Source organism: Mucilaginibacter angelicae (genome assembly GCF_042434235.1).
GTDB classification, from domain to species: Bacteria; Bacteroidota; Bacteroidia; order Sphingobacteriales; family Sphingobacteriaceae; genus Mucilaginibacter; species Mucilaginibacter angelicae.
This window is the reverse complement of sequence record NZ_JBHLTS010000004.1, coordinates 72,080-91,081: the sequence shown is the minus strand read 5'-3', so window position 1 is coordinate 91,081 and position 19,002 is coordinate 72,080. Positions and strand designations below refer to the sequence as shown.

Genomic DNA, 19,002 nt, shown 5'->3' with positions numbered 1-19,002 from the left:
CTTTAGTTTTTAAGGTATTTGCCGGTGATGAAATTAAACAATTCAATGTGTTCTTCGCTAACGGAACCGTCTTTTATCATTAAAGGCAGGTCGGTTAACTTAAACCAGGCCAGGTCGGCAATGTCATCCTGTGCCTTAGGCTCACCATCAATAAAATCGCAGCTAAATAGCAGGGTAATGATCTTATCTGCCTCGCTGCGGTAGCGCCAGTCGTTTATTTTGGCCGATGTTTCGTATTGCATGGTGGTGGTTTCCATTTCGCCGCATTCTTCGGTAAGCTCGCGTTTGGCGGCATCTTCATAACAGGCATCTTCCGGATCGGAGAAGCCACCTACAAAACGCCATTTATTGTTGATGGCTTTTTTGCCCAACAAGATCTCGCTGTGGTTATTCCTGAACAGCGCAACATCCACTGTAGGGTATACCTTGGGGTATTGGTTATAGTAAGCGTACAGGATGCCCGCACGGAAATCATTGGAGTCGAAAACTTTATCGGCATATTGTTTACGCAGTTCAGTAGCGTTATAGTCGCCATGTTCGGGCAGCTCAATGGTTTCAAACTTCCCGCTGTAGTAGGGGATAAAGCTGTCGCGGCTGCCATACAAACAAAACTGCTCGGCATTGAAAACGCTTTTCAGGAGGTTGTCCAGATTATCCGACCAGATTTTATCGCTCGGATTATCACTGATGGGCAGCACCACAATTTCAGGATAATCTTTTTTAATCATTTTTTCACGCGTGTAATAGTCGTAAGGGCTTTTGCGGCTGCCTTTTATGGGGCTAACGCCCAGCAGTATGATCAGTTTGGCATGATTTTGCTTAACCTGTGCTATCAGTTGCCTGTGACCCTCATGCAGGTACGGCGTTTGAAAGCGTGCTATAATTACTCCTGTTTTCATTTCTATTTTGCGTTAATTGTACACAAATATAAATATGTGTTTTTAATACGCAAATTATTTTTTGATTTTTTTGAAAGAAAATAAAAAATGGGGCAGACGGAGCATGTCGAAGCATGGTGGGTAGGTTTCTGCACCGCCAAATAAAACTATGTCATTGCGAGGAGCGAAATGGAAATGAGCATAGGCGCGACGTGGCAATCGCATGCTCTACAGGGCGATTATGCTTCCGTGCGATTGCTTCGTGCCTCGCAATGACATGTAGGGTATGTCGGCGAATTAATTATATCTCAAAACTAATTCCCTCTTTTTGCAGCTGATAATACTTTTCCTCGTTAAAACGGAAAAGGTTACCCGGGCGTCCGGCGCCTTCAAGGGCTTGTTTTTCGGTGGTTTCTTCCAGGAAACCGTATTTGGTGATCTTCTTTTTAAAATTACGACGGTCGATAGGGCGGTCGAGCACGGCGAGGTAGAGCTTTTCAAGCTCGGAGAAGGGGAATTTTTCTTCAAGCAATTCGAAGCCCACGGGTTGATAAAGCATTTTGCTTTTAAGGCGTTCGCGTGCTACGCTGATGATGGTAGTATGATCAAACGCCAGTGCGGGGAGTTTTTTGATATTGAACCAGGCTACATCGCTGGCATCGGTAGCGGCCTCAACTACAAAGGCATCGGGTTTTACCAGGCCGTAGTAAGTTATAGAGATCACCCTGTTCCGCGGATCGCGCCCGGGCTGGCCGAAGCTGTATAATTGCTCCAGGTAAGTGATGTTGACACCGGTTTCCTCTCTCAGCTCACGCTGAATAGCTTCCTCTAACGATTCATGATCGGCCACCAAACCGCCCGGTAATGCCCAGCTGTTTTTAAAAGGTTCGATATTGCGTTTGATGAGCAGCACAGATAAGCCCTCTTTTGAGGTATATCCGAAAACTACGGCATCAACGGCAACCTTTATGTTTTGGGCAACTGGCATAACACAAAGGTAGGGATTAACATTCCCCAGCCCAAATACTTGTTTTTAAAACTAACATGTTATATTAGCTTACTGGTAGGGCAAAATACTGGTCCGCTGATACCTTATACCTTAAACAGATCAATGCGTTTAAAACAAAAGTTACCCGTTAGCTACCTGCTTTTTACTTTTAACGGAAGGATATCACGCGGTGTGTATTGGACTGCCGCTATATTTTACTGGTGTACGTTTTATATATTGTATAATGCATTGTTGTTTGGCATAGGGCCGGGTGCAACTTTTGTGCTTTATCCACTGTTGTTTTGGATAATTATGGCAACCTCAACCAAACGCCTTCATGACCATGGGCGTTCAGGATATTGGCTGCTGGCGCTGCTTGTACCGGTTTTTGGCCCGCTTTGGCTCTTTTACCTGCTCGGCCTCAGGAAAGGGAGTTATGCAAACAATTTTTATGGTTCGGTACCGGGTGTAGCGGCAGATTATTTTAAGAATGATAATGGCCGGGAAATTCCGCATTTAAAAACTGATGAACGTATTATCGACGATGTTACCCACCTTAACCCGGTAGTGGTTTCAAAGGTATTACGACCTAAATCTGTTGACGAGCTATGCCAGATGGTGAAGGATACCAACGGCCAGATCTCAACAGGCGGAGGGCGGTTTAGTATGGGCGGGCAAACCGCGAGTACGCAAAGTGTACATATTGACATGCGGGGCATGAACCAGGTGCTTGAATATTCAACGGAGCAGAAGCTTATAAAGGTTGAGGCTGGTATCCGCTGGTGCGATATTCAGCAGCATATTGATGCCGACGATCTGAGTGTTAAGATCATGCAAACTTATGCCAATTTTACTGTGGGTGGTGCGTTAAGTGTAAATGCCCATGGCCGCTATATGGGCATGGGGCCGGTTGTGCTTTCGGTACGCTCAATTGATGTTGTTTTGGCCGATGGCTCACTGGTGCATGCCTCTGTTACTGAAAATAAAGAAGTGTTTTTTGGCGCGATAGGAGGGTACAACGCTATAGGAATTATAGCACAGGCCCAGCTTGAACTGGCCGACAACCTTGCCATTAAGCGGATTGATAAAAAAATGCGGGTTGAGGATTATAAAGCCTACTTTTTTGAAAATATCAGGGAAAATAGCGGGGCCGTATTTCATAACGGCGATATTTATCCACCAAAATACAAAAGGCTGCGGGCGGTTACCTGGCAGGAAACGGATGAAAAGCCCACAGTTAAAACAAGGCTGATGCCGCTTAAGGAATCATACCCGCTTGAGCGCTATTTTTTATGGTCGTTTACGGAAACACCTTTGGGCAAATGGCGAAGGGAGTTCATTATTGACCCTTTGCTGTTCCGCGGTAAAAGGATCCACTGGCGTAATTATGAGGCCGGCTATGATGTGGCCGAGCTGGAGCCCCGGTCGCGTACCGATAGCACTTACGTATTACTGGAGTATTTTGTGCCTGTACAGCGTTTTGAAGAATTTGAAGCAGCAATGGCTGAGGTCTTTATCCGTTTTAATGTGAATGTACTTAACGTTTCCATCAGGCATGCCATGGCCGATCCGGGTACTTATATGGCCTGGGCACGCGAAGAGGTTTTTGCCTTTGTGGTATACTATAAACAGCGTACCGACGAAGCTTCAAAACAGGCTGTTGCCGTATGGACCCGTGAACTGGCCGATGCCGTAATAGCCGTTAAGGGGGCTTATTACCTGCCTTACCAGGTGCACCCAACCGCCGATCAATTTCATAAAGCATATCCCAATGCTCAAAAGCTATTTGACCTGAAGGCACAGCTCGATCCGCAAAACAGATTCAGGAATACTTTGTGGGACACTTATTATAAACCTTTAAACATGCAAAACAATGGCTAATACTGCATCGGCATTTAAAGCCGTATTTAACGATACCAAATGGAGCGATGATTTTTACCGCTTTTTACAAGTGATATTTCATTTATATCCCGAGGATAAATTTCATCAGCTCATTAAACAGGAAACAGCTGCCAATAGTACCGATGAACAGATCTATAAGGCTGTACAGGGCAAGCTTTCGGGTATCAAGCCCTTCCTTTCGGAGCTTACTTATGCTTTGCCAGCCCTCAAAAAGCAAAAAAAGGAAATAGCCCGGCAAACCCTCGGCCTGCTCGGCGACAGAAAACAGATTGATGGCTATGTTGAGATTGGTTCAACGGGAAGATATATCAGCCAGTTACGGAAAGAGATAAAAGTTACCGGCCCTGTTTACCTGATCAATGATATAGCGCCAACTAATTCGCCGGGAGATATTATGGAACGCGGGCAACTGGGCAAGCTGGGCTCTTTTATTGATGTTAACGGTTATGAACCTATAAATACAATTGCCGATAACAGTGTGGATGTTGTAACCTGTTACATAGGTTTACACCATTGCCCGGTAGCCAGGCTTGACGGCTTTGTTGCGTCGATATACCGTATTTTGAGGCCGGGAGGCTCATTTATTATCAGGGACCATGATGTTAAATCGGCCGGGATGGCAACTTTTGTTTCGCTGGTGCATACAGTTTTTAACGTGGGGCTTAACGAATCCTGGGATTTTGAGCAAAAAGATTTCAAAAATTTCAAACCTGCCGATGAGTGGGCCGCCCTTATATCAAAAGCCGGATTTAAGGATGCCGGTAAAAGGATCCTTCAGGATAAAGACCCTTCAGATAATACTTTAATGTTGTTTACCAAATAATACCCGTATGCGCAGGCTCAGGATCTTAACCCTTATTTCGGTAGTACTTGCTGTTATTGTTTTCAATATCAAAAACAGGAAGCCTTCAACCATTGCTGCCGGGAAGGGGCTGGTAGTAGATAAGGCATGGCTTGCTGAAACCGTTCATCCGCTTATACCGCAAAAAGATGTGCGCCCGCCCGATCAAACTTTTCTTACATTCCCCGAGTGGTTCCTGGTTTTTAGTCCGGCAGAACAGGCGGCTTATTTTAAAACGCATACGTCTACCACTTTTCCGTACATGAAACATGTTGACCAGATGTGGGGGAGCTATGGTATAGTTTATGATCAGATTAAAGGTAACTACCCCTTCAATACCGGTTATCATGTAATGATCATGGTTATTGCAGGCAGTACCACGGTTGAGTATAGTATCAAATCGTTTTATGAAACTATTGTAGGGCGGGTAACCGATACTTCGCCCGGAACTGATATCACCGGTGAGGATAAATTTAACGCTGCTTATGAACAAAGCTATGTTAAGTTTATTGAAGACCTGCCCTGGTATCAATATGATTTTAATCATCAGCTTAAAGCATTGTGGACAGGTATACCGCTTGCGGGACCGCATTTGCTTCGTAAGCTTGAGCGCCGGTATTACCTCACTACCGAACTTATGATCAAAAGCGGTTATGGCTGGCTTATTGGTTTGGGTACGCAATCGGCCTATGGTACAGCTTTATTGAACACCAAAGTTGTTTTCAATAAAACACCGGAGGGGATAACTGATTTTCCGGGGGCGGTAAAACTGCCAAATGGCATGCTCATGGCCGATTTGCCCCGTTATGCACGGTTCAATACAGAGGCTTCAAGGCTGGCATCATCGGGTTTTAACTTTGAAGAGATAGCGGGTAATAAAGGCGCTATTATGCTTACCGTACTTACGGGTAAAGCGCTAAATAGCAGCGATGATTTTAAGCCGATATTTACCCAGCCCATCATCACTCAACCGGGCATCAGCAGGATGGCACTGGTAACCACAGTGGGCAATTTGAGTGCTTTGTTGAGACAGCTGCAGGCTCAGCATATCCCCGTTGAACATATATACGATTATTGAGATAACAGCAATAATTCAATCATACAAAGCCAGCGTATCAAATACTGATTTTTGGTATTTAATTATCGAATCGAGCTTGCTGTAATTTTTAATATGTGCAGTATTGAATAAAATATGCTGCCCCTGGCTGTTATATATTTCCATTATTTTCCGGGCTATAGCAGTGTCTGGTTTTTGCGAATACGATTTGCATAGGCAACTGGCTAATCGCCCTGTGGCTGCACGGTATTCTTCTCCATCCATATCAGGCGAATCCATTCTGTATTGATATTTTATAGTGCAGTTTTTGAACGATACCGCACGTTCAGATCGCCTGTTGATATAATTATACAGGTTGTAAATGCCTATGCATGATAATAACAATAGTATTACAGCTAAAGTCCATTTCCTTTCATCCATTATTATTTTAGGCATAGCGTTTTGGTTTATAATTAATACCATAGCAACGCAAAAGTAACCCTTCATATAATCAGGGGTTATTAACTTATACGATAATCGTGCCGTGCCGACCATGCTGCAGCAGGTTGATGTTGCGGGCCTTCTACTCCGGTCAAAATACCTTTATATATAAGCTATATCATTCATTCCGTTCATTATGTAATAACCGTTCACTTTGTTCATAACATTCATTGATAAGGTAAAACGGCTTTTCTGCCTTAACTTTCGGGTAAATAATAGCGTAGTAAAATTGTTGCCCTGATCATTATAGCTGCTTATTATTTCTACTTATGGAAAGATAGCTTTATCATGATTATTGGCATTTTAATAAAAATGTTGATATGGATAAATTGGACCTTTTAGCTGACAAGCTCGATTTCGTGTACAAAAAGGAGGAAGCCCCCGGCGATGTCCGAAGCCTTGTTGCCGTCTGCCTTAATTACTGGTACCTTTTCTGCATTGGTATTGTGGTATGTATTGTCGCCACTTTTGTATACATTCAGTACGAACCAAGTAAATGGAACATCTCCAGCAAAATTATTGTTGAGGATGAAAAAAATTCTCCTGCCAAAGCCCTTACCAATGGTGTAAATTCTGATCTGGCTTCCTTGTTTGATATCAAGAGCAATGCCGATAATGAGGTTAAGGTGCTTAAATCGCGCAGCCTCCTCAAAAGGGTGGTTTACCTGCTTGATCTTAATATCCATGTTTATGATAACAATGGTTTCCGCAAAACCGAAGTGTTTGACGAAACTCCTTTTAAAGTTAATATAGGTTACAAAACCGATAAGCTAATGCCGGCTGATTATACTTTAGAGGTGCTGAACAGCAATACGTTCAGGCTGGTAAATGATAAAGGTGTTGAAAATATCACAGGCACTTTTGATAAGCCTGTGAGTTTACGCCAGTATAGCCTTACCTTTCACAAGACGGAATACTTTAAACCCGAAGGCGAATATAAGATCAGGGTTCAAACGCCCAAACAGATTGAAAAAGAATTGGATGAAAACCTTGGGGTTGGTTTGGATGATAAGCAGGCTACAGTTATTGACCTTAACCTAAGCTACAATAATCCGGAACGCGGGCGGGTAATACTCCAAAAGCTGATGGATGTATATCTGCAAAATAACCTGGCCAACAAAATCCGCATTGCCGATAGTACCATGAAGTTTATTGATAAACGCCTGGTAGTTGTTGGCGCCGAACTGGGTAAGGTTGAAAAAAACCTGGAACAATATAAAGTTCAAAACAAGATTTCGGATATCAATGCGCAATCAAAAGCACTGATTGAGGGTGCTAACTCATATCAAAGTAAACTGAATGATAACGAGGTACAGCTTGCCATAGCTAATGATCTTTATAAATATGTAAATGATGCTGCCAACCCTCAGGTAGTGCCAAGTTCTTTAATTACCAAGGATATGGCCTTTGGTACCGCCATAAACGGTTATAATGAAATGCTGCTGCGTAAGGAGCAATTGAGGCTGACCCTTACCGATAACAGCGTGGTGATCAAAAACCTTGATCAGCAGATTGAAATGGCCCGCCAGGCATTGGTAACCAGCCTGAGCAATTATCGCAATAGCCTTCAGGTATCACAATCGGCATTTAAAAAACAAAATGCCACTATTGAAGATAAAATTTCAAATGCGCCGGTAAAAGAACGTATTTACCTGGATTACGCACGTGAGCAAAGTCTTAAACAGGACCTGTACCTGTTCCTGCTGCAAAAACGCGAGGAAACGGCTATATCGCAAACCGCCACACTTTCAAGCTGCCGTATTTTAGATGATGCCGATGCCGATGAAAAGCCCTTTGCACCTAAAAAATCACTGCTTTACCTTATTGGTGCAATTGCCGGGATCTGTATCCCTGCAGCCGGACTTAGTGTTAAAGAATTGCTGAACACACGCATCAACACCAAGGCCGATATCGATAAACATACCAGCGTGCCTTTGTTTGGCGAGATAAGCCGCGGCGATAAGCGTTCAAAATCGTTGGTTTATAATGATACCCGCTCAACAGTGGCCGAAGAGATCAGGGCCCTGCGTACCAGTTTAAAGTATGTTACTGATAATAAAAAAGGCTCGAACGTAATCATGTTTACTTCAAGTATGAGCGGCGAGGGTAAATCATTCATCTCGCTTAACCTGGGCAATTCCATAGCGCTTACAGGTAAAAAAGTTGTGCTGCTCGAGCTTGATTTGCGCAAGCCCAAATTGCTCAAAAACATAGGCGGCATGAAAGATGAATATGGCTTTACCAATTATGTGATCTCGCCCGAAGGCTGTGTTGATTGCCTCATTAAGCCGTTTGAAAGTAACCCTAATTTCTTCTACATATCATCGGGCCCGGTACCACCTAACCCGGCCGAGCTGCTGATGGACGACAGGCTGAAAACACTTATTGAAGATCTCAGGAAAAAATTTGATTACGTGATCATCGATACCGCCCCGGTAGGCCTGGTATCCGACGCGCTGATTATCGAAGAGTTTGTTGATGTTACCTTTTACGTGGTACGGCAAAACTACACACTCAAAACACAACTGGGTATTGTAAACGATTTGCACCGTACCAAAAAAGCCAAACACATGTACCTGATTGTAAATGATATTGAAATGCGTACCAATACCATTACAGGTTACGGGCACGGATATGGCAGTTACGGTTACGGAGCGGGCTATGAAGATAGCAGCAGCAAGGTGGCAGACTGGCTCAGGAAAATAAAAATGAACGTTTGGTAACATAAAATTATTCTTAATCTATTTTAAATCCCCCTAAACCCATTTTATGTTGCAGGTATTAACAGTTGGCATTAACCGGTTTTTTAACAAAGGCCACGAACGCTCGGTAAGGGCGCGAAAAAATATTTTTCGCTCCATAGTGCTAAAGGGTGGCAGTGTGGTTATTACGCTGGTCATGATCCCGCTTACCATCAGGTACGTAAACCCTACTCAATACGGTATCTGGCTTACATTAAGCTCGCTGATAACCTGGGCCGCTTTGTTTGATATGGGTTTGGGTAATGGGCTTAAAAATAAACTGGCCCAGGCTATAGCGCTTAATGAGCCCGAAAAGGGCCGCGTTTACATCAGTTCTACTTACGCCATTATGTGTGTTATAGGCATACTCATGTTTGCGGTTTTCTACTTTGTTAATCCATATATAAAATGGACAGGCATTTTAAATGTACCTGACAATGGCAGCGGCTATCTGAACAAAATTGTACTGATCATCTTCGGCTTTTTTTGCTTTCAGTTTGTGGTTCAGCTTATTAATACGGTGCTGGCTGCCAACCAGGCGCCTGCAAAAACAGCACAGCTAAATTTTGTTGGGCAGATACTTTCGTTGCTGGCCATATTAATACTCATGAAATTTGTGCCGGGTTCATTAACCTGGTTGGTGATGGTGATGGCGGGTGTGCCTTTGTTGGTATTGCTTGGGGGAAGCGTACTAATGTTTAAAGGCGATTACAGGTCACTGGCACCCGCCATCAGCGTGGTAAACTTTAAAAGCGCCAGGCAAATGCTTGGCGTTGGCAGTACGTTTTTTATAATCCAGATCTGCGCGCTGGTAATGTATGAGTCTGATAATATTGTTATTACCCAGTTGTTTGGCCCTAAGGAGGTTACTACATTCAATATCGCCTATAAATTATTTTCAATAGTGCTGATGTTTTTTGTGGTGGTGATAACGCCTTTCTGGAGCGCGTTTACAGAAGCTTATACAAAAAATGAGTACGAGTGGATCAAAGGCACCCTTGCTAAAATAAACAAGCTTTGGCTTGGGCTCAGTTTATGCACTATAGCGCTTACAGTGCTGTCGCCATGGCTGTATGATGTTTGGGTAGGCAAAAGCATTTCGGTACCTCTGAGCCTTTCAATAGCCATGTGCATTTACATCATAACGCTTATATGGCAGGCTATCCATGTGCAGTTTTTGAACGGGATAGGGAAAATCAAGCTGCAGCTGTATCTGGGAATAGGTACGTCGGTAATTAATATCCCGCTATCTGTTTTATTGGGCAGGCTAATAGGTGTGGCCGGCATCCCGCTTGCAAATGCTATCATTTTTGTAGTGATGGGGATCGTTTTCTCCACCCAGACCAACAAGATTATAAACCGCACGGCAACCGGCATTTTTAACAGGTAAAGGAGAGAATTAACAACATGACAATAGCATACATCATCAGGAAATTTTACCGGGCCTTGAGGGTTATCTATTTCGGATCGGCCCGTACCTACTCGCACATGGTTACCACTTTTAAATTTCGCCTTAATGGGGTGCAGTTTAATAGTGATTTTACCGGTTATGGTATCCCCATCCTGGATGTTAACATGAACGGAAAGTTCAGCATAGGTAAAAAATTCTGGTTTAACAGTGGTAAATACCATGCCATGGGCGGGCGGCAGCAGCAATGCTATTTTGTAGTTGCAGCCGGCGGCGAGTTAACTATTGGCGATTATGTAGGCTGTACTTCGGTAGCCTTCATTTGCCACGATAAAATTAAGATAGGCAACCATGTGAAGATAGGGATCAATACCGTAATCTATGATACCGATTTCCACTCGCTGTATGCCGAAGCGCGCAATGATATCCCCGAACGGTTGGATGGCTTACGTACCAAACCTGTCATCATTAAAGACGGGGCCTTTATAGGGGGGCATACCACCATACTGAAAGGGGTAACCATTGGCAAAAATTCGATAGTAGGAGCCGGGTCGGTAGTTTTTCAGAGCATTCCTGATGAGCAGATCTGGGCCGGGAACCCCGCGGTTTATATACGTGATACTTATAAAATGGAATTGGAAACATGCAGCAGATAAATCAAACCGTTTATGCCCTTTTGTTTTTGGTGATGGTGCTGGCATCATTTTTTCACATGCAGGCGCCTGTGCTTGGGTTGGCTGTGCTGATCATTTTGCCGCCTGTAAAACACCAGTTTGCAGCAATCAAAATGGCAGGGGTTTTTGCTGTTTTATTTATCCCGGCTATGCTGGGTTTAATAGCCGGTTATCAAAACAGTACTTACTTGATTTTTAAGGATTTTTATTATTTCTCAATACCGATATTATTCACGCTTGCAGGTATTATGCTGGCAAGGCGTATTGAGGTTGAGCTATTTCTGAAAACGGTTGTTATAGCCGGTATGCTGGTTTCTATCCTTGTTACAGGTATTTCGATATCATACATGGGGGTAGGGGCTTTAACCGATCCCTATTCGGCCCATTACGCTATCGGTATTGTAGGCACGCCTGCACCACCGATAGCATTTGCCTGTTTATTGTTCACCTGGAAATTTGATATCCGACTGTTTCATCGCAATTTGTTCAGGATTTTCTTAGGCATTAATGCCTTTGGCATCTACATGTTTGCTTCGCGTACCTATCTCATTATTACCCTATGCTTTATGCTGCTGATTATTGCCGACAGGATAAAGCGGGTATGGATCTTCCCGGTTATATTTTTAATAGGATTGTTTGTTATTGTTGTGCCCTTTATTACCGTAAGTGTAAGTTCGGATAGTACATTCCTTAACAAGATCATGGGCTCGTTCAACGAGGTGAGCGTGGGTAATTTCAATACCGAACAGGATATCAACCTGCGTTATCGCGGCTATGAATCATTCATGGCCTTTAAAGGCTACCTGGATGGCGGCCTGCGCGACTGGATATTTGGCGGCCTTGGCAAGCTTATCGATCTGAAAACATTTGTACACCTGGGCGAGGATGCTGATTTTCAATATATCCCGGTTTTACATAACGGCTGGCTTTATATCCTGGTAAAAACCGGCGCGGTAGGTGTATTGGTTTATATGAGCATTTTTTTTAGTCTCATTGTAACCAAATGGCGTTCCTATGCCGATGTGAAGGGGAAGCCGGTAATCCGCATTTTTTCGGCTTTAATAATTGGTTGTGTATTGAGTTTGCTGCTCACCAATTATATCGTAACTGCCTTTTTTAACATGGAAATGAGCATAGTTATGGTGCTGCTTGGTTACAGCTACCTGAACGTACATGTGTTAATGCATAAATTGAAAATCAGGCAGCAGTTTACAGAATTTCAATTGGCAGGTTTAAATATTTAATGAGGATAGGATATGGAACAAATTTACAAACCGCAAAAAGTAACCATTATCACGGTTGTTTATAACGCCGTAAATACCATTGAGGGTACTATACAAAGCGTGATTAATCAAACCTATAAAAATTTAGAGTATATCATTGTTGATGGCGGCTCGACCGATGGCACACTGCAGGTCATCGAAAAATACCGCAGCCGGATTGATCGCTGTATAAGTGAGCCTGATAAGGGTATTGGCGATGGATTTAACAAAGGGATCTCAATGGCGGGTGGCGAGTGGATAGGCATGATCAATGCCGACGACTGGTACGCTGAGGATGCCGTAGAGAACATGATGCACAAGATATCAAAGGATGATTATGTATGCTGCGGTAATATCAGGCTGATAGGCGGCAACGGCACCGAGCGTGATAAAAAAAGTAAAGTAGGCTGGCTTAATTTCGGTATGTATGTTATGCACCCCAGTTGTTTCGTGCGCAGGAGTGTGTACCGTCATGTGGGCAACTATGATATCGGGTTGCGGATAGCTATGGATTTTGATATGTTTTTACGGATCAAAAGGTTTGGTTACAGTATAAAATATATTGACAAGGTGATAGCTTATATGCGTACCGATGGTGTAAGTAATGACACCGTTAAAATGCACCGCGAAGAGTTGAAGGTAATGCGAAGGCATCTTAACGGTTTTAATTACATGTTATCATACCTGTTTAATTACCTGAACAGGCTGCGCTGGCGGTTTTTTTATAAAGATCCGTTCAGGAAACCAATGACTTTACAAGCATAATGTATGAATAAAAATATACTTATATCGGCTTATGCAATATCGCCCAGTAAAGGTTCAGAATATGGCGCCGCCTGGAATACGGTCATAAACCTCTCTACCCGGCACAAATTGTGGGTGCTCTACGGTATGTCTGACGATCATATGGGTGATACGCAAACTATGCGTCAATTTCTGTCGGAAAATAAGATCGATAATGTAAGTTTTATTGAAGTACGGCCTGGTTTTTTTGCCAAAACCATTAACCTGCTCAACAAGGCAGGCTTGGGCTGGTTCTTTTACTTCGCTTATTATTTATGGCAGAAAGAGGCATATAAAGCAGCTCAGAAACTATTGGAAACAGTTGATATAGATGTTGTACATCAGCTTGGGCCAATCGGCTACCGTGAACCTGGTTTTTTATATAAGCTGGGTAAACCAACGGTATGGGGGCCAATAGGCGGGATGATGGTTATCGATGAACGTTTAATGCGGAATAAACCATTGACCACCCGGGTTAAATTCACACTTAAAAATATCATTAACAGGGTACAGCTTGGCTATTCAGCACGCATAAAGAAGGCGTTTGAACAAGCCGATGTACTGATCTCGGCAACTAAAACCGGGCAGCAAACCATCATGAACAGGTTTGGCCGCGAAAGCTATTACCTGTCTGAACAAGGCATTATTGGTGAAATATTACTCAATGAAACAAAGTTTGATAGCGATATAATACAATTAGTATGGTGCGGTACGCATATTGAGCGCAAAAACCTGCAGATGTGCCTTGATGCGCTCGCTCTTGTTGAAAATGATAACTGGCAGCTTAATGTGCTGGGCACCGGCCCGCTTACCGGTAAACTAAAGCAGTATGCAACCAAACTGGGCTTACAGGATAAAATTATATGGCAGGGACATTTAAGCCGTAACGAAGCCATGAGTATGATGGCAGCATCTCACCTGCACATCATTACCAGCATAGCGGAGGATAATCCGGCCGTGGTTTTTGAAGCCATGAGCTGTGGTGTTCCTTCGCTTACTATTGATCATCATGGCATGGGCGATGTAATATGCAGTAAATGCGGCATTAAAATACCGGTTGATGAATACCCGGAAATGGTGAAAAGCATAGCAGCGGGCCTTGACGAAGTGTTCGTGAAGCCTCAGTTGTTAAGAGTGCTGGCCCAAACTACAATTGCTTATGCGGCTGCTTTTAAGTGGGATAAAAGACTGGATACCCTGGATGATATTTACGCAAAAGCTATCAGGTTGCATGAGCAAAGTGCGGCCTGCCTGATTGCAAACGAAAACTTAATTGCTTTGTGATATGAGTAACGGTGGCTTGAAAATACGGGTTGGAATAGATGCAAAATGGTATTTTGATGGTCCGCCGAGTGGCCACATGGTGGTTAAAAACCTGGTAGATGAAATTATTCGTGCCGGTGACGATCGTTTTGAATTATGTCTTTTCCTGGTGAGTAAAAATAAGATCAGGGCCAAAGCGCATTTTCCGGCACATGTAAAACTCATCTTTTTGCCGGGGATCCCTAACTTGTTATCAAACCTGTTCCTGGTACCGCTCATGACTTTATTGTATGATATCGATACAGTGTTGTTTCAAAATTTTGGCAGTGCCTGGCCGGCAAGGGCTTTAAAAATAGCCTACATCCATGACGTGCTGTTTCTTGATTATCCACAATACTATACTAAAACGGAGGTGTCATACTTTAAACAGATGATCCGCTTTGCGGCAAAGGCCGATCAGATCATCACCATATCCAATTGTGAAAAACAGCGCATGCAAAAGCATGGTGTAACTGCACCGCTGGGGATCAGCGTGGTTTATCACGGTATTAACGGAGCTTTTAAGCCCCTTCACACTTATAGCGAAAATGATATTATAGCCCTTGAAGAAAAATACAATTTGCCACGGGCTTACCTGCTTTATGTTGGCAGGGTAAACATCCGCAAAAATCTTATCAGCCTGGTTAGGGCCTTAAGTTTGTTGCAAGATTTTGATCTTAAGCTGGTTATAGCCGGAGAGCCTGGCAGGTACCCTGAGCTTGACGAGTACATAACATCAAAACAGCTTTGGGGACGTATAATTTTTACCAGCCATGTACCCGAAGCGGATCTGCATTTGCTTTACGCGCGCGCAAAGGTGTTTTGTTTTCCGTCATACGCTGAAGGTTTTGGATTGCCGCCGCTTGAAGCTATGCAATGCGGCGTTCCGGTTGTGGTTTCGGACAGCACGGCCATGCCCGAGGTTTGCGGAACTGCAGCGCTTTATGCCAATCCTAACGATGAAAATGAGATTGCCCTTGAAATAGAATTGCTTTTAAATGACCAGGCTCTGTATAATGAAAAAGTGAAGCAGGGCTTTGCCCAGGCGCGTAAATTTTCATGGACAAAAGCTGCAAATGAAATATTGACCTTAATTACTGAAGCTTATGCTGGTAGAGAAAATTATTCGGAAGCTCAAACGCAACCCCGATTATAAATGGGAAAGCAAGTATACCTTCAGGGATATGGGGGTAATACTATCGGGCCGGTGTGGGCAAATACTGCGGGGCGGGTGGAAACGTATGTTTTTGAAACATGTTGAAGGCCTGCTTTTTATAGGTCGTAATGTAAAAATCAAGCATGCCTATCTTTTTTCGGCGGGTAAAAATTTGATCATCGAGGATAATGTGTTTATCAACGCGCTTTCGTATGATGGCATAATGGTAAAAGATAATGTATCCATTGCCCGTAATTGCACATTGGTTGGTACAGGGATTATTTCACAAAAGGGCAAGGGGATAAGTATAGGAAATAATACGGGTATAAATGCCGGTGCTTACCTTGGCGGGCAAGGCGGTATTGAAATAGGGGATAATGTGATTATTGGCCCCGGCGTACAGGTGTTTTCCGAAAACCATAATTTTTCGGATATCAATGTGAATATTAAAGATCAGGGAGTATCGCGTAATGGTGTAGTTATCAAAAACGACTGCTGGATAGGGGCGGGGGCAATCATTTTAGCCGGGGTAACTATAGGCAATGGTTGTGTAATAGCTGCCGGGAGCGTGGTGACCCGCTCTATAGATAATGATTCGGTAGTGGCTGGTGTGCCAGGTAAGGTTTTGAAAAACCGTAAGGTAATTACTGTAGGGAAAGTGGCTTAGGTTTGCAAGTATTTGAATGTCAATATAATGATGAATTTAGCTGAACAAAATATAGTGAATGTAACACAGGAAGAAACTCCCGCTGCCGTTGTGGTAACGCCATTTGATAAATTAAAGGGTTCATTCATTTATATGATCTGTGGTGCTGTCGGTTATCTGCCTTTTCATACACTACGGATATTTTGCCTGCGTATCCTGGGAGCGAAAGTGGGTAAGAATACCGGTATTTATCGTAGGTTTGAGGTAAGGAGGCCGCGGCTTTTAACAATAGGGAATAGTTCGGTTATTGGTCATGGTGCATTGCTTGATGCACGTTGCGGATTGACTATTGGTGATAATGTTAACCTGAGTAATGAGGTGATGATCTGGACTTTACATCATGATTACAACGATAGCGGTTTTGCGCAAACCGGTGCGCCGGTTACTATTGGTAATTATGCCTGGATCTGTTCACGGGCAATAATTTTACCCGGTGTTACCATTGGCGAAGGTGCCGTAGTTGCTGCAGGTGCTGTTGTTACCCGTGATGTTGCATCATATACCGTAGTTGGCGGGGTACCAGCCAAACCTATAGCAAAACGAAACGAAAATCTTAATTATGATTTGGGCAATGCCATCCTGCCAATCATCTGATTTTAATATTTCCAGGTAATATTTTCTTTTAGCACCCGCATCGGGTTGCCGCCAAAAATGCTTTTCTCGCCAACCAGTTTTTTAGTCACTAATGATCCTGCCGCAATAATACTTCCATTTGGTAGGTTGGCTCCTTTCAAAATAGTGCAGCGGCAACCCACCCAAACATTATCGCCAATAATAACTTCTTTGGGATGATTAAAAACCTGGCCGTTTTCATCGAAAATATGATGGAAATCGGTATCCATAACTAAGCTTTCCCAACTGATGCCGCTATTGTTGCCAATGGTTATTTTCTTTTCGGCCACTAAAGCACACTCGGTGCTCATGTTAAAGTTTTCGCCAAAAATGAGCTGCCCGTTTTCGCCAACGTTTATTTTGCAGCCGTGCATAATAAAGGCGCGGCCATTAAAAACCACTTCACCAAACACCTGCCAAACACCCCGGGCCCTTTTAAAATCGGAGATCCCTACTTTACCATAACCAATTTGTATCAGCGCAGTTTTGATGGGGCCGTTTATGGTAATCTTTCCTTTGGTTTCGTGAAGATAAATATTGTTTGAAATTAAAACCGGCAGTTTTATGGCTGTTTTAAACGGGAAGTATTTGAAATTAAAAATGATGGTTTTCAGGTTGATACGCGAAAGCAGTTTTAGTGTTTTGCTCATTTATTGATATGGTTTAAATGGCCATGAACATATTTAAATATACATAAATTTCTTTTAATCCCCATTTAGCTGTAATGCCCCTTTCCTTTCAAAAAGCAGCTCCCTGACTCCGGTTTGGAGAGGGTTAAAGATACATAGAATACCTGTTAAATAATAATTGATATAATAGTATTATTTAGGAATTATTATTTAACTCCCGTTTGTTTTGTTCATGTATGTTCATCCCGTTCATTCCGTTCATGTACCTTTAAAAAGTATCTAAATTGCGTATTTGTGCGTAATATTAGTCATTCATTAGTTATTAAGCCGGATTTTGAAATGGGTATTAAAGCTAATGTATTTTTTAATTAATATTAATATAATATCAAAATTTTGGCTTATGCGTATTGCTATCATCGGAACCAGAGGTATCCCAAATCACTATGGTGGTTTTGAACAATGTGCCGAATATTTATCGGCTGGTTTAGTAAAAAAGGGTTATGAAGTTGTGGTTTACAACTCGCATAACCATCCATACCAGCAAAAAGAATGGAATGGTGTTGAAATACGGCATTGTTATGACCCCGAGTGTAAATTGGGTACAGTAGGCCAGTTTTTTTATGATCTTAACTGTATCAGGGATTTGCGTCAGGGAAATTTTGATATTATCCTGCAGCTGGGTTATACAAGCAGTTCGGTTTGGTCATGGCTTTTTCCGCGTAATTCGGTAGTTACCACTAATATGGATGGCCTTGAATGGAAACGGGCTAAATACTCGAAGCCGGTACAGCGTTTTTTGCAGTTTGCCGAAAAGCTGGCAGTGAAATACAGCGATCACCTGATAGCCGATTCGCCCGAGATACAGCGTTATTTAGGAAATAAATATAAAAAGGAAGCAACTTTTATACCCTATGGTGCCGAACTGTTCGAAAATCCTGATCCGGCAATCCTGGATGAATACGGCATTAAGGCTCATGGTTATGATATGCTGATTGCAAGAATGGAGCCCGAAAATAGTGTGGAAACTATACTTGACGGTGTTGTAAGGGCCGACAGTGACAGACCTTTCCTGGTAGTTGGTAATACAGCCAATGATTTTGGCGAATATTTGAAATTGAAATTTGCGCCATTCAATAAAATAAAGTTTGTGGGAGGGGTTTATGACATGGGGAAACTGAACAACCTGCGCTACCATTCTAACCTGTATTTCCACGGGCATACGGTTGGCGGTACAAACCCTTCTTTACTTGAAGCAATGGCTTCAAACAGTCTTGTTTGTTCGCATGATAATAAATTTAACCGTGCGGTATTGGGCAATGATGCTTTTTATTTTAATACAGCAATGGATGTAGCCGAACATTTGCGTGCGGTAAGCAAAAGCGATAATGCATATGAGCACTTTTTGGCCAGTAATACAGATAAGATCAAAACGGTTTATACCTGCGAAAATATTGTGAACTCGTACGCCAGTCATTTCGAAAGCATAAAACTGAGCACAGTGAAAACTCAGCCTGCGCTACCAGGAAATGTAGAAGTTGCACTATATCTGGAAAACGCTTAAATAATAACCCAATTTTATTCCC

Annotated in this window: 17 protein-coding genes; 13 read left to right on the top strand and 4 right to left on the bottom strand. The window is 42.9% G+C overall.

Annotated features, from left to right (window positions below; all coding sequences use genetic code 11):
- Positions 1 to 2: 2 nt before the first annotated feature.
- A complete protein-coding gene (locus ACFFGT_RS00600; protein ID WP_377020547.1) occupies positions 3 to 899 on the bottom strand; it encodes an NUDIX domain-containing protein in 897 nt (298 codons plus the stop codon).
- 280 nt (positions 900 to 1,179) lie between these two features.
- Positions 1,180 to 1,866, bottom strand: coding sequence for an NUDIX hydrolase (locus tag ACFFGT_RS00595; RefSeq protein ID WP_377020546.1), 687 nt, complete (start codon positions 1,864 to 1,866; stop codon positions 1,180 to 1,182).
- A gap of 123 nt (positions 1,867 to 1,989) precedes the next feature.
- Between ACFFGT_RS00595 and ACFFGT_RS00590 the strand changes: the two genes are divergently transcribed.
- From ACFFGT_RS00590 to ACFFGT_RS00580, 3 genes are read left to right on the top strand one after another with little or no spacing between them, the layout of a single operon-like run.
- Positions 1,990 to 3,747 (top strand): FAD-binding protein, encoded by a 1,758-nt coding sequence (locus ACFFGT_RS00590; protein ID WP_377020545.1) that lies wholly within the window; start codon positions 1,990 to 1,992, stop codon positions 3,745 to 3,747.
- Positions 3,740 to 4,591, top strand: a complete 852-nt coding sequence (locus ACFFGT_RS00585; protein ID WP_377020544.1) for a methyltransferase domain-containing protein — start codon at positions 3,740 to 3,742, stop codon at positions 4,589 to 4,591. Before ACFFGT_RS00590 ends, ACFFGT_RS00585 begins: the two co-directional genes overlap by 8 nt.
- 7 nt (positions 4,592 to 4,598) lie before the next feature.
- A complete protein-coding gene (locus ACFFGT_RS00580; RefSeq protein WP_377020543.1) occupies positions 4,599 to 5,687 on the top strand; it encodes a hypothetical protein in 1,089 nt (362 codons plus the stop codon).
- A gap of 15 nt (positions 5,688 to 5,702) precedes the next feature.
- Here the strand turns inward: ACFFGT_RS00580 and ACFFGT_RS00575 are convergent, their stop codons facing one another.
- On the bottom strand, positions 5,703 to 6,101 hold the full coding sequence (locus tag ACFFGT_RS00575) for a hypothetical protein (RefSeq protein WP_377020542.1): 399 nt from the start codon (positions 6,099 to 6,101) through the stop codon (positions 5,703 to 5,705).
- 365 nt (positions 6,102 to 6,466) lie between these two features.
- On the opposite strand from ACFFGT_RS00575, the gene ACFFGT_RS00570 reads away from it, so the two are divergent.
- The 9 genes from ACFFGT_RS00570 to ACFFGT_RS00530 are packed head-to-tail and all read left to right on the top strand — an operon-like array spanning position 6,467 to position 16,772.
- Positions 6,467 to 8,869: a GumC family protein gene (locus ACFFGT_RS00570; protein ID WP_377020541.1), complete on the top strand. Its 2,403-nt coding sequence runs from the start codon at positions 6,467 to 6,469 to the stop codon at positions 8,867 to 8,869.
- A 46-nt stretch (positions 8,870 to 8,915) separates the two neighbouring features.
- Positions 8,916 to 10,277 (top strand): lipopolysaccharide biosynthesis protein, encoded by a 1,362-nt coding sequence (locus ACFFGT_RS00565; RefSeq protein ID WP_377020540.1) that lies wholly within the window; start codon positions 8,916 to 8,918, stop codon positions 10,275 to 10,277.
- A gap of 17 nt (positions 10,278 to 10,294) precedes the next feature.
- Entirely contained in the window at positions 10,295 to 10,951 is a 657-nt protein-coding gene (locus ACFFGT_RS00560; RefSeq protein ID WP_377020539.1) for an acyltransferase, read from the top strand.
- Complete coding sequence (locus ACFFGT_RS00555) at positions 10,939 to 12,213, top strand: hypothetical protein (RefSeq protein ID WP_377020538.1); 1,275 nt, start codon at positions 10,939 to 10,941, stop codon at positions 12,211 to 12,213. The genes ACFFGT_RS00560 and ACFFGT_RS00555 overlap by 13 nt, the downstream gene beginning before the upstream one ends.
- Before the next feature lie 12 nt (positions 12,214 to 12,225).
- On the top strand, positions 12,226 to 12,996 hold the full coding sequence (locus ACFFGT_RS00550) for a glycosyltransferase family 2 protein (RefSeq protein WP_377020537.1): 771 nt from the start codon (positions 12,226 to 12,228) through the stop codon (positions 12,994 to 12,996).
- A gap of 3 nt (positions 12,997 to 12,999) precedes the next feature.
- On the top strand, positions 13,000 to 14,298 hold the full coding sequence (locus ACFFGT_RS00545; RefSeq protein ID WP_377020536.1) for a glycosyltransferase family 4 protein: 1,299 nt from the start codon (positions 13,000 to 13,002) through the stop codon (positions 14,296 to 14,298).
- Between the two features lies 1 nt (position 14,299).
- A complete protein-coding gene (locus tag ACFFGT_RS00540; RefSeq protein WP_377020535.1) occupies positions 14,300 to 15,472 on the top strand; it encodes a glycosyltransferase family 4 protein in 1,173 nt (390 codons plus the stop codon).
- On the top strand, positions 15,423 to 16,139 hold the full coding sequence (locus tag ACFFGT_RS00535) for an acyltransferase (RefSeq protein WP_377020534.1): 717 nt from the start codon (positions 15,423 to 15,425) through the stop codon (positions 16,137 to 16,139). Before ACFFGT_RS00540 ends, ACFFGT_RS00535 begins: the two co-directional genes overlap by 50 nt.
- Before the next feature lie 27 nt (positions 16,140 to 16,166).
- On the top strand, positions 16,167 to 16,772 hold the full coding sequence (locus ACFFGT_RS00530) for an acyltransferase (RefSeq protein WP_377020533.1): 606 nt from the start codon (positions 16,167 to 16,169) through the stop codon (positions 16,770 to 16,772).
- Between the two features lie 2 nt (positions 16,773 to 16,774).
- Here ACFFGT_RS00530 and ACFFGT_RS00525 read toward each other — a convergent pair whose 3' ends face one another.
- On the bottom strand, positions 16,775 to 17,440 hold the full coding sequence (locus ACFFGT_RS00525) for an acyltransferase (protein ID WP_377020532.1): 666 nt from the start codon (positions 17,438 to 17,440) through the stop codon (positions 16,775 to 16,777).
- A 379-nt stretch (positions 17,441 to 17,819) separates the two neighbouring features.
- Between ACFFGT_RS00525 and ACFFGT_RS00520 the strand changes: the two genes are divergently transcribed.
- The gene (locus tag ACFFGT_RS00520; protein ID WP_377020531.1) at positions 17,820 to 18,980 is read left to right on the top strand and encodes a DUF1972 domain-containing protein; all 1,161 of its coding nucleotides are present in this window, start codon (positions 17,820 to 17,822) and stop codon (positions 18,978 to 18,980) included.
- The last annotated feature ends 22 nt before the right edge of the window (positions 18,981 to 19,002 follow it).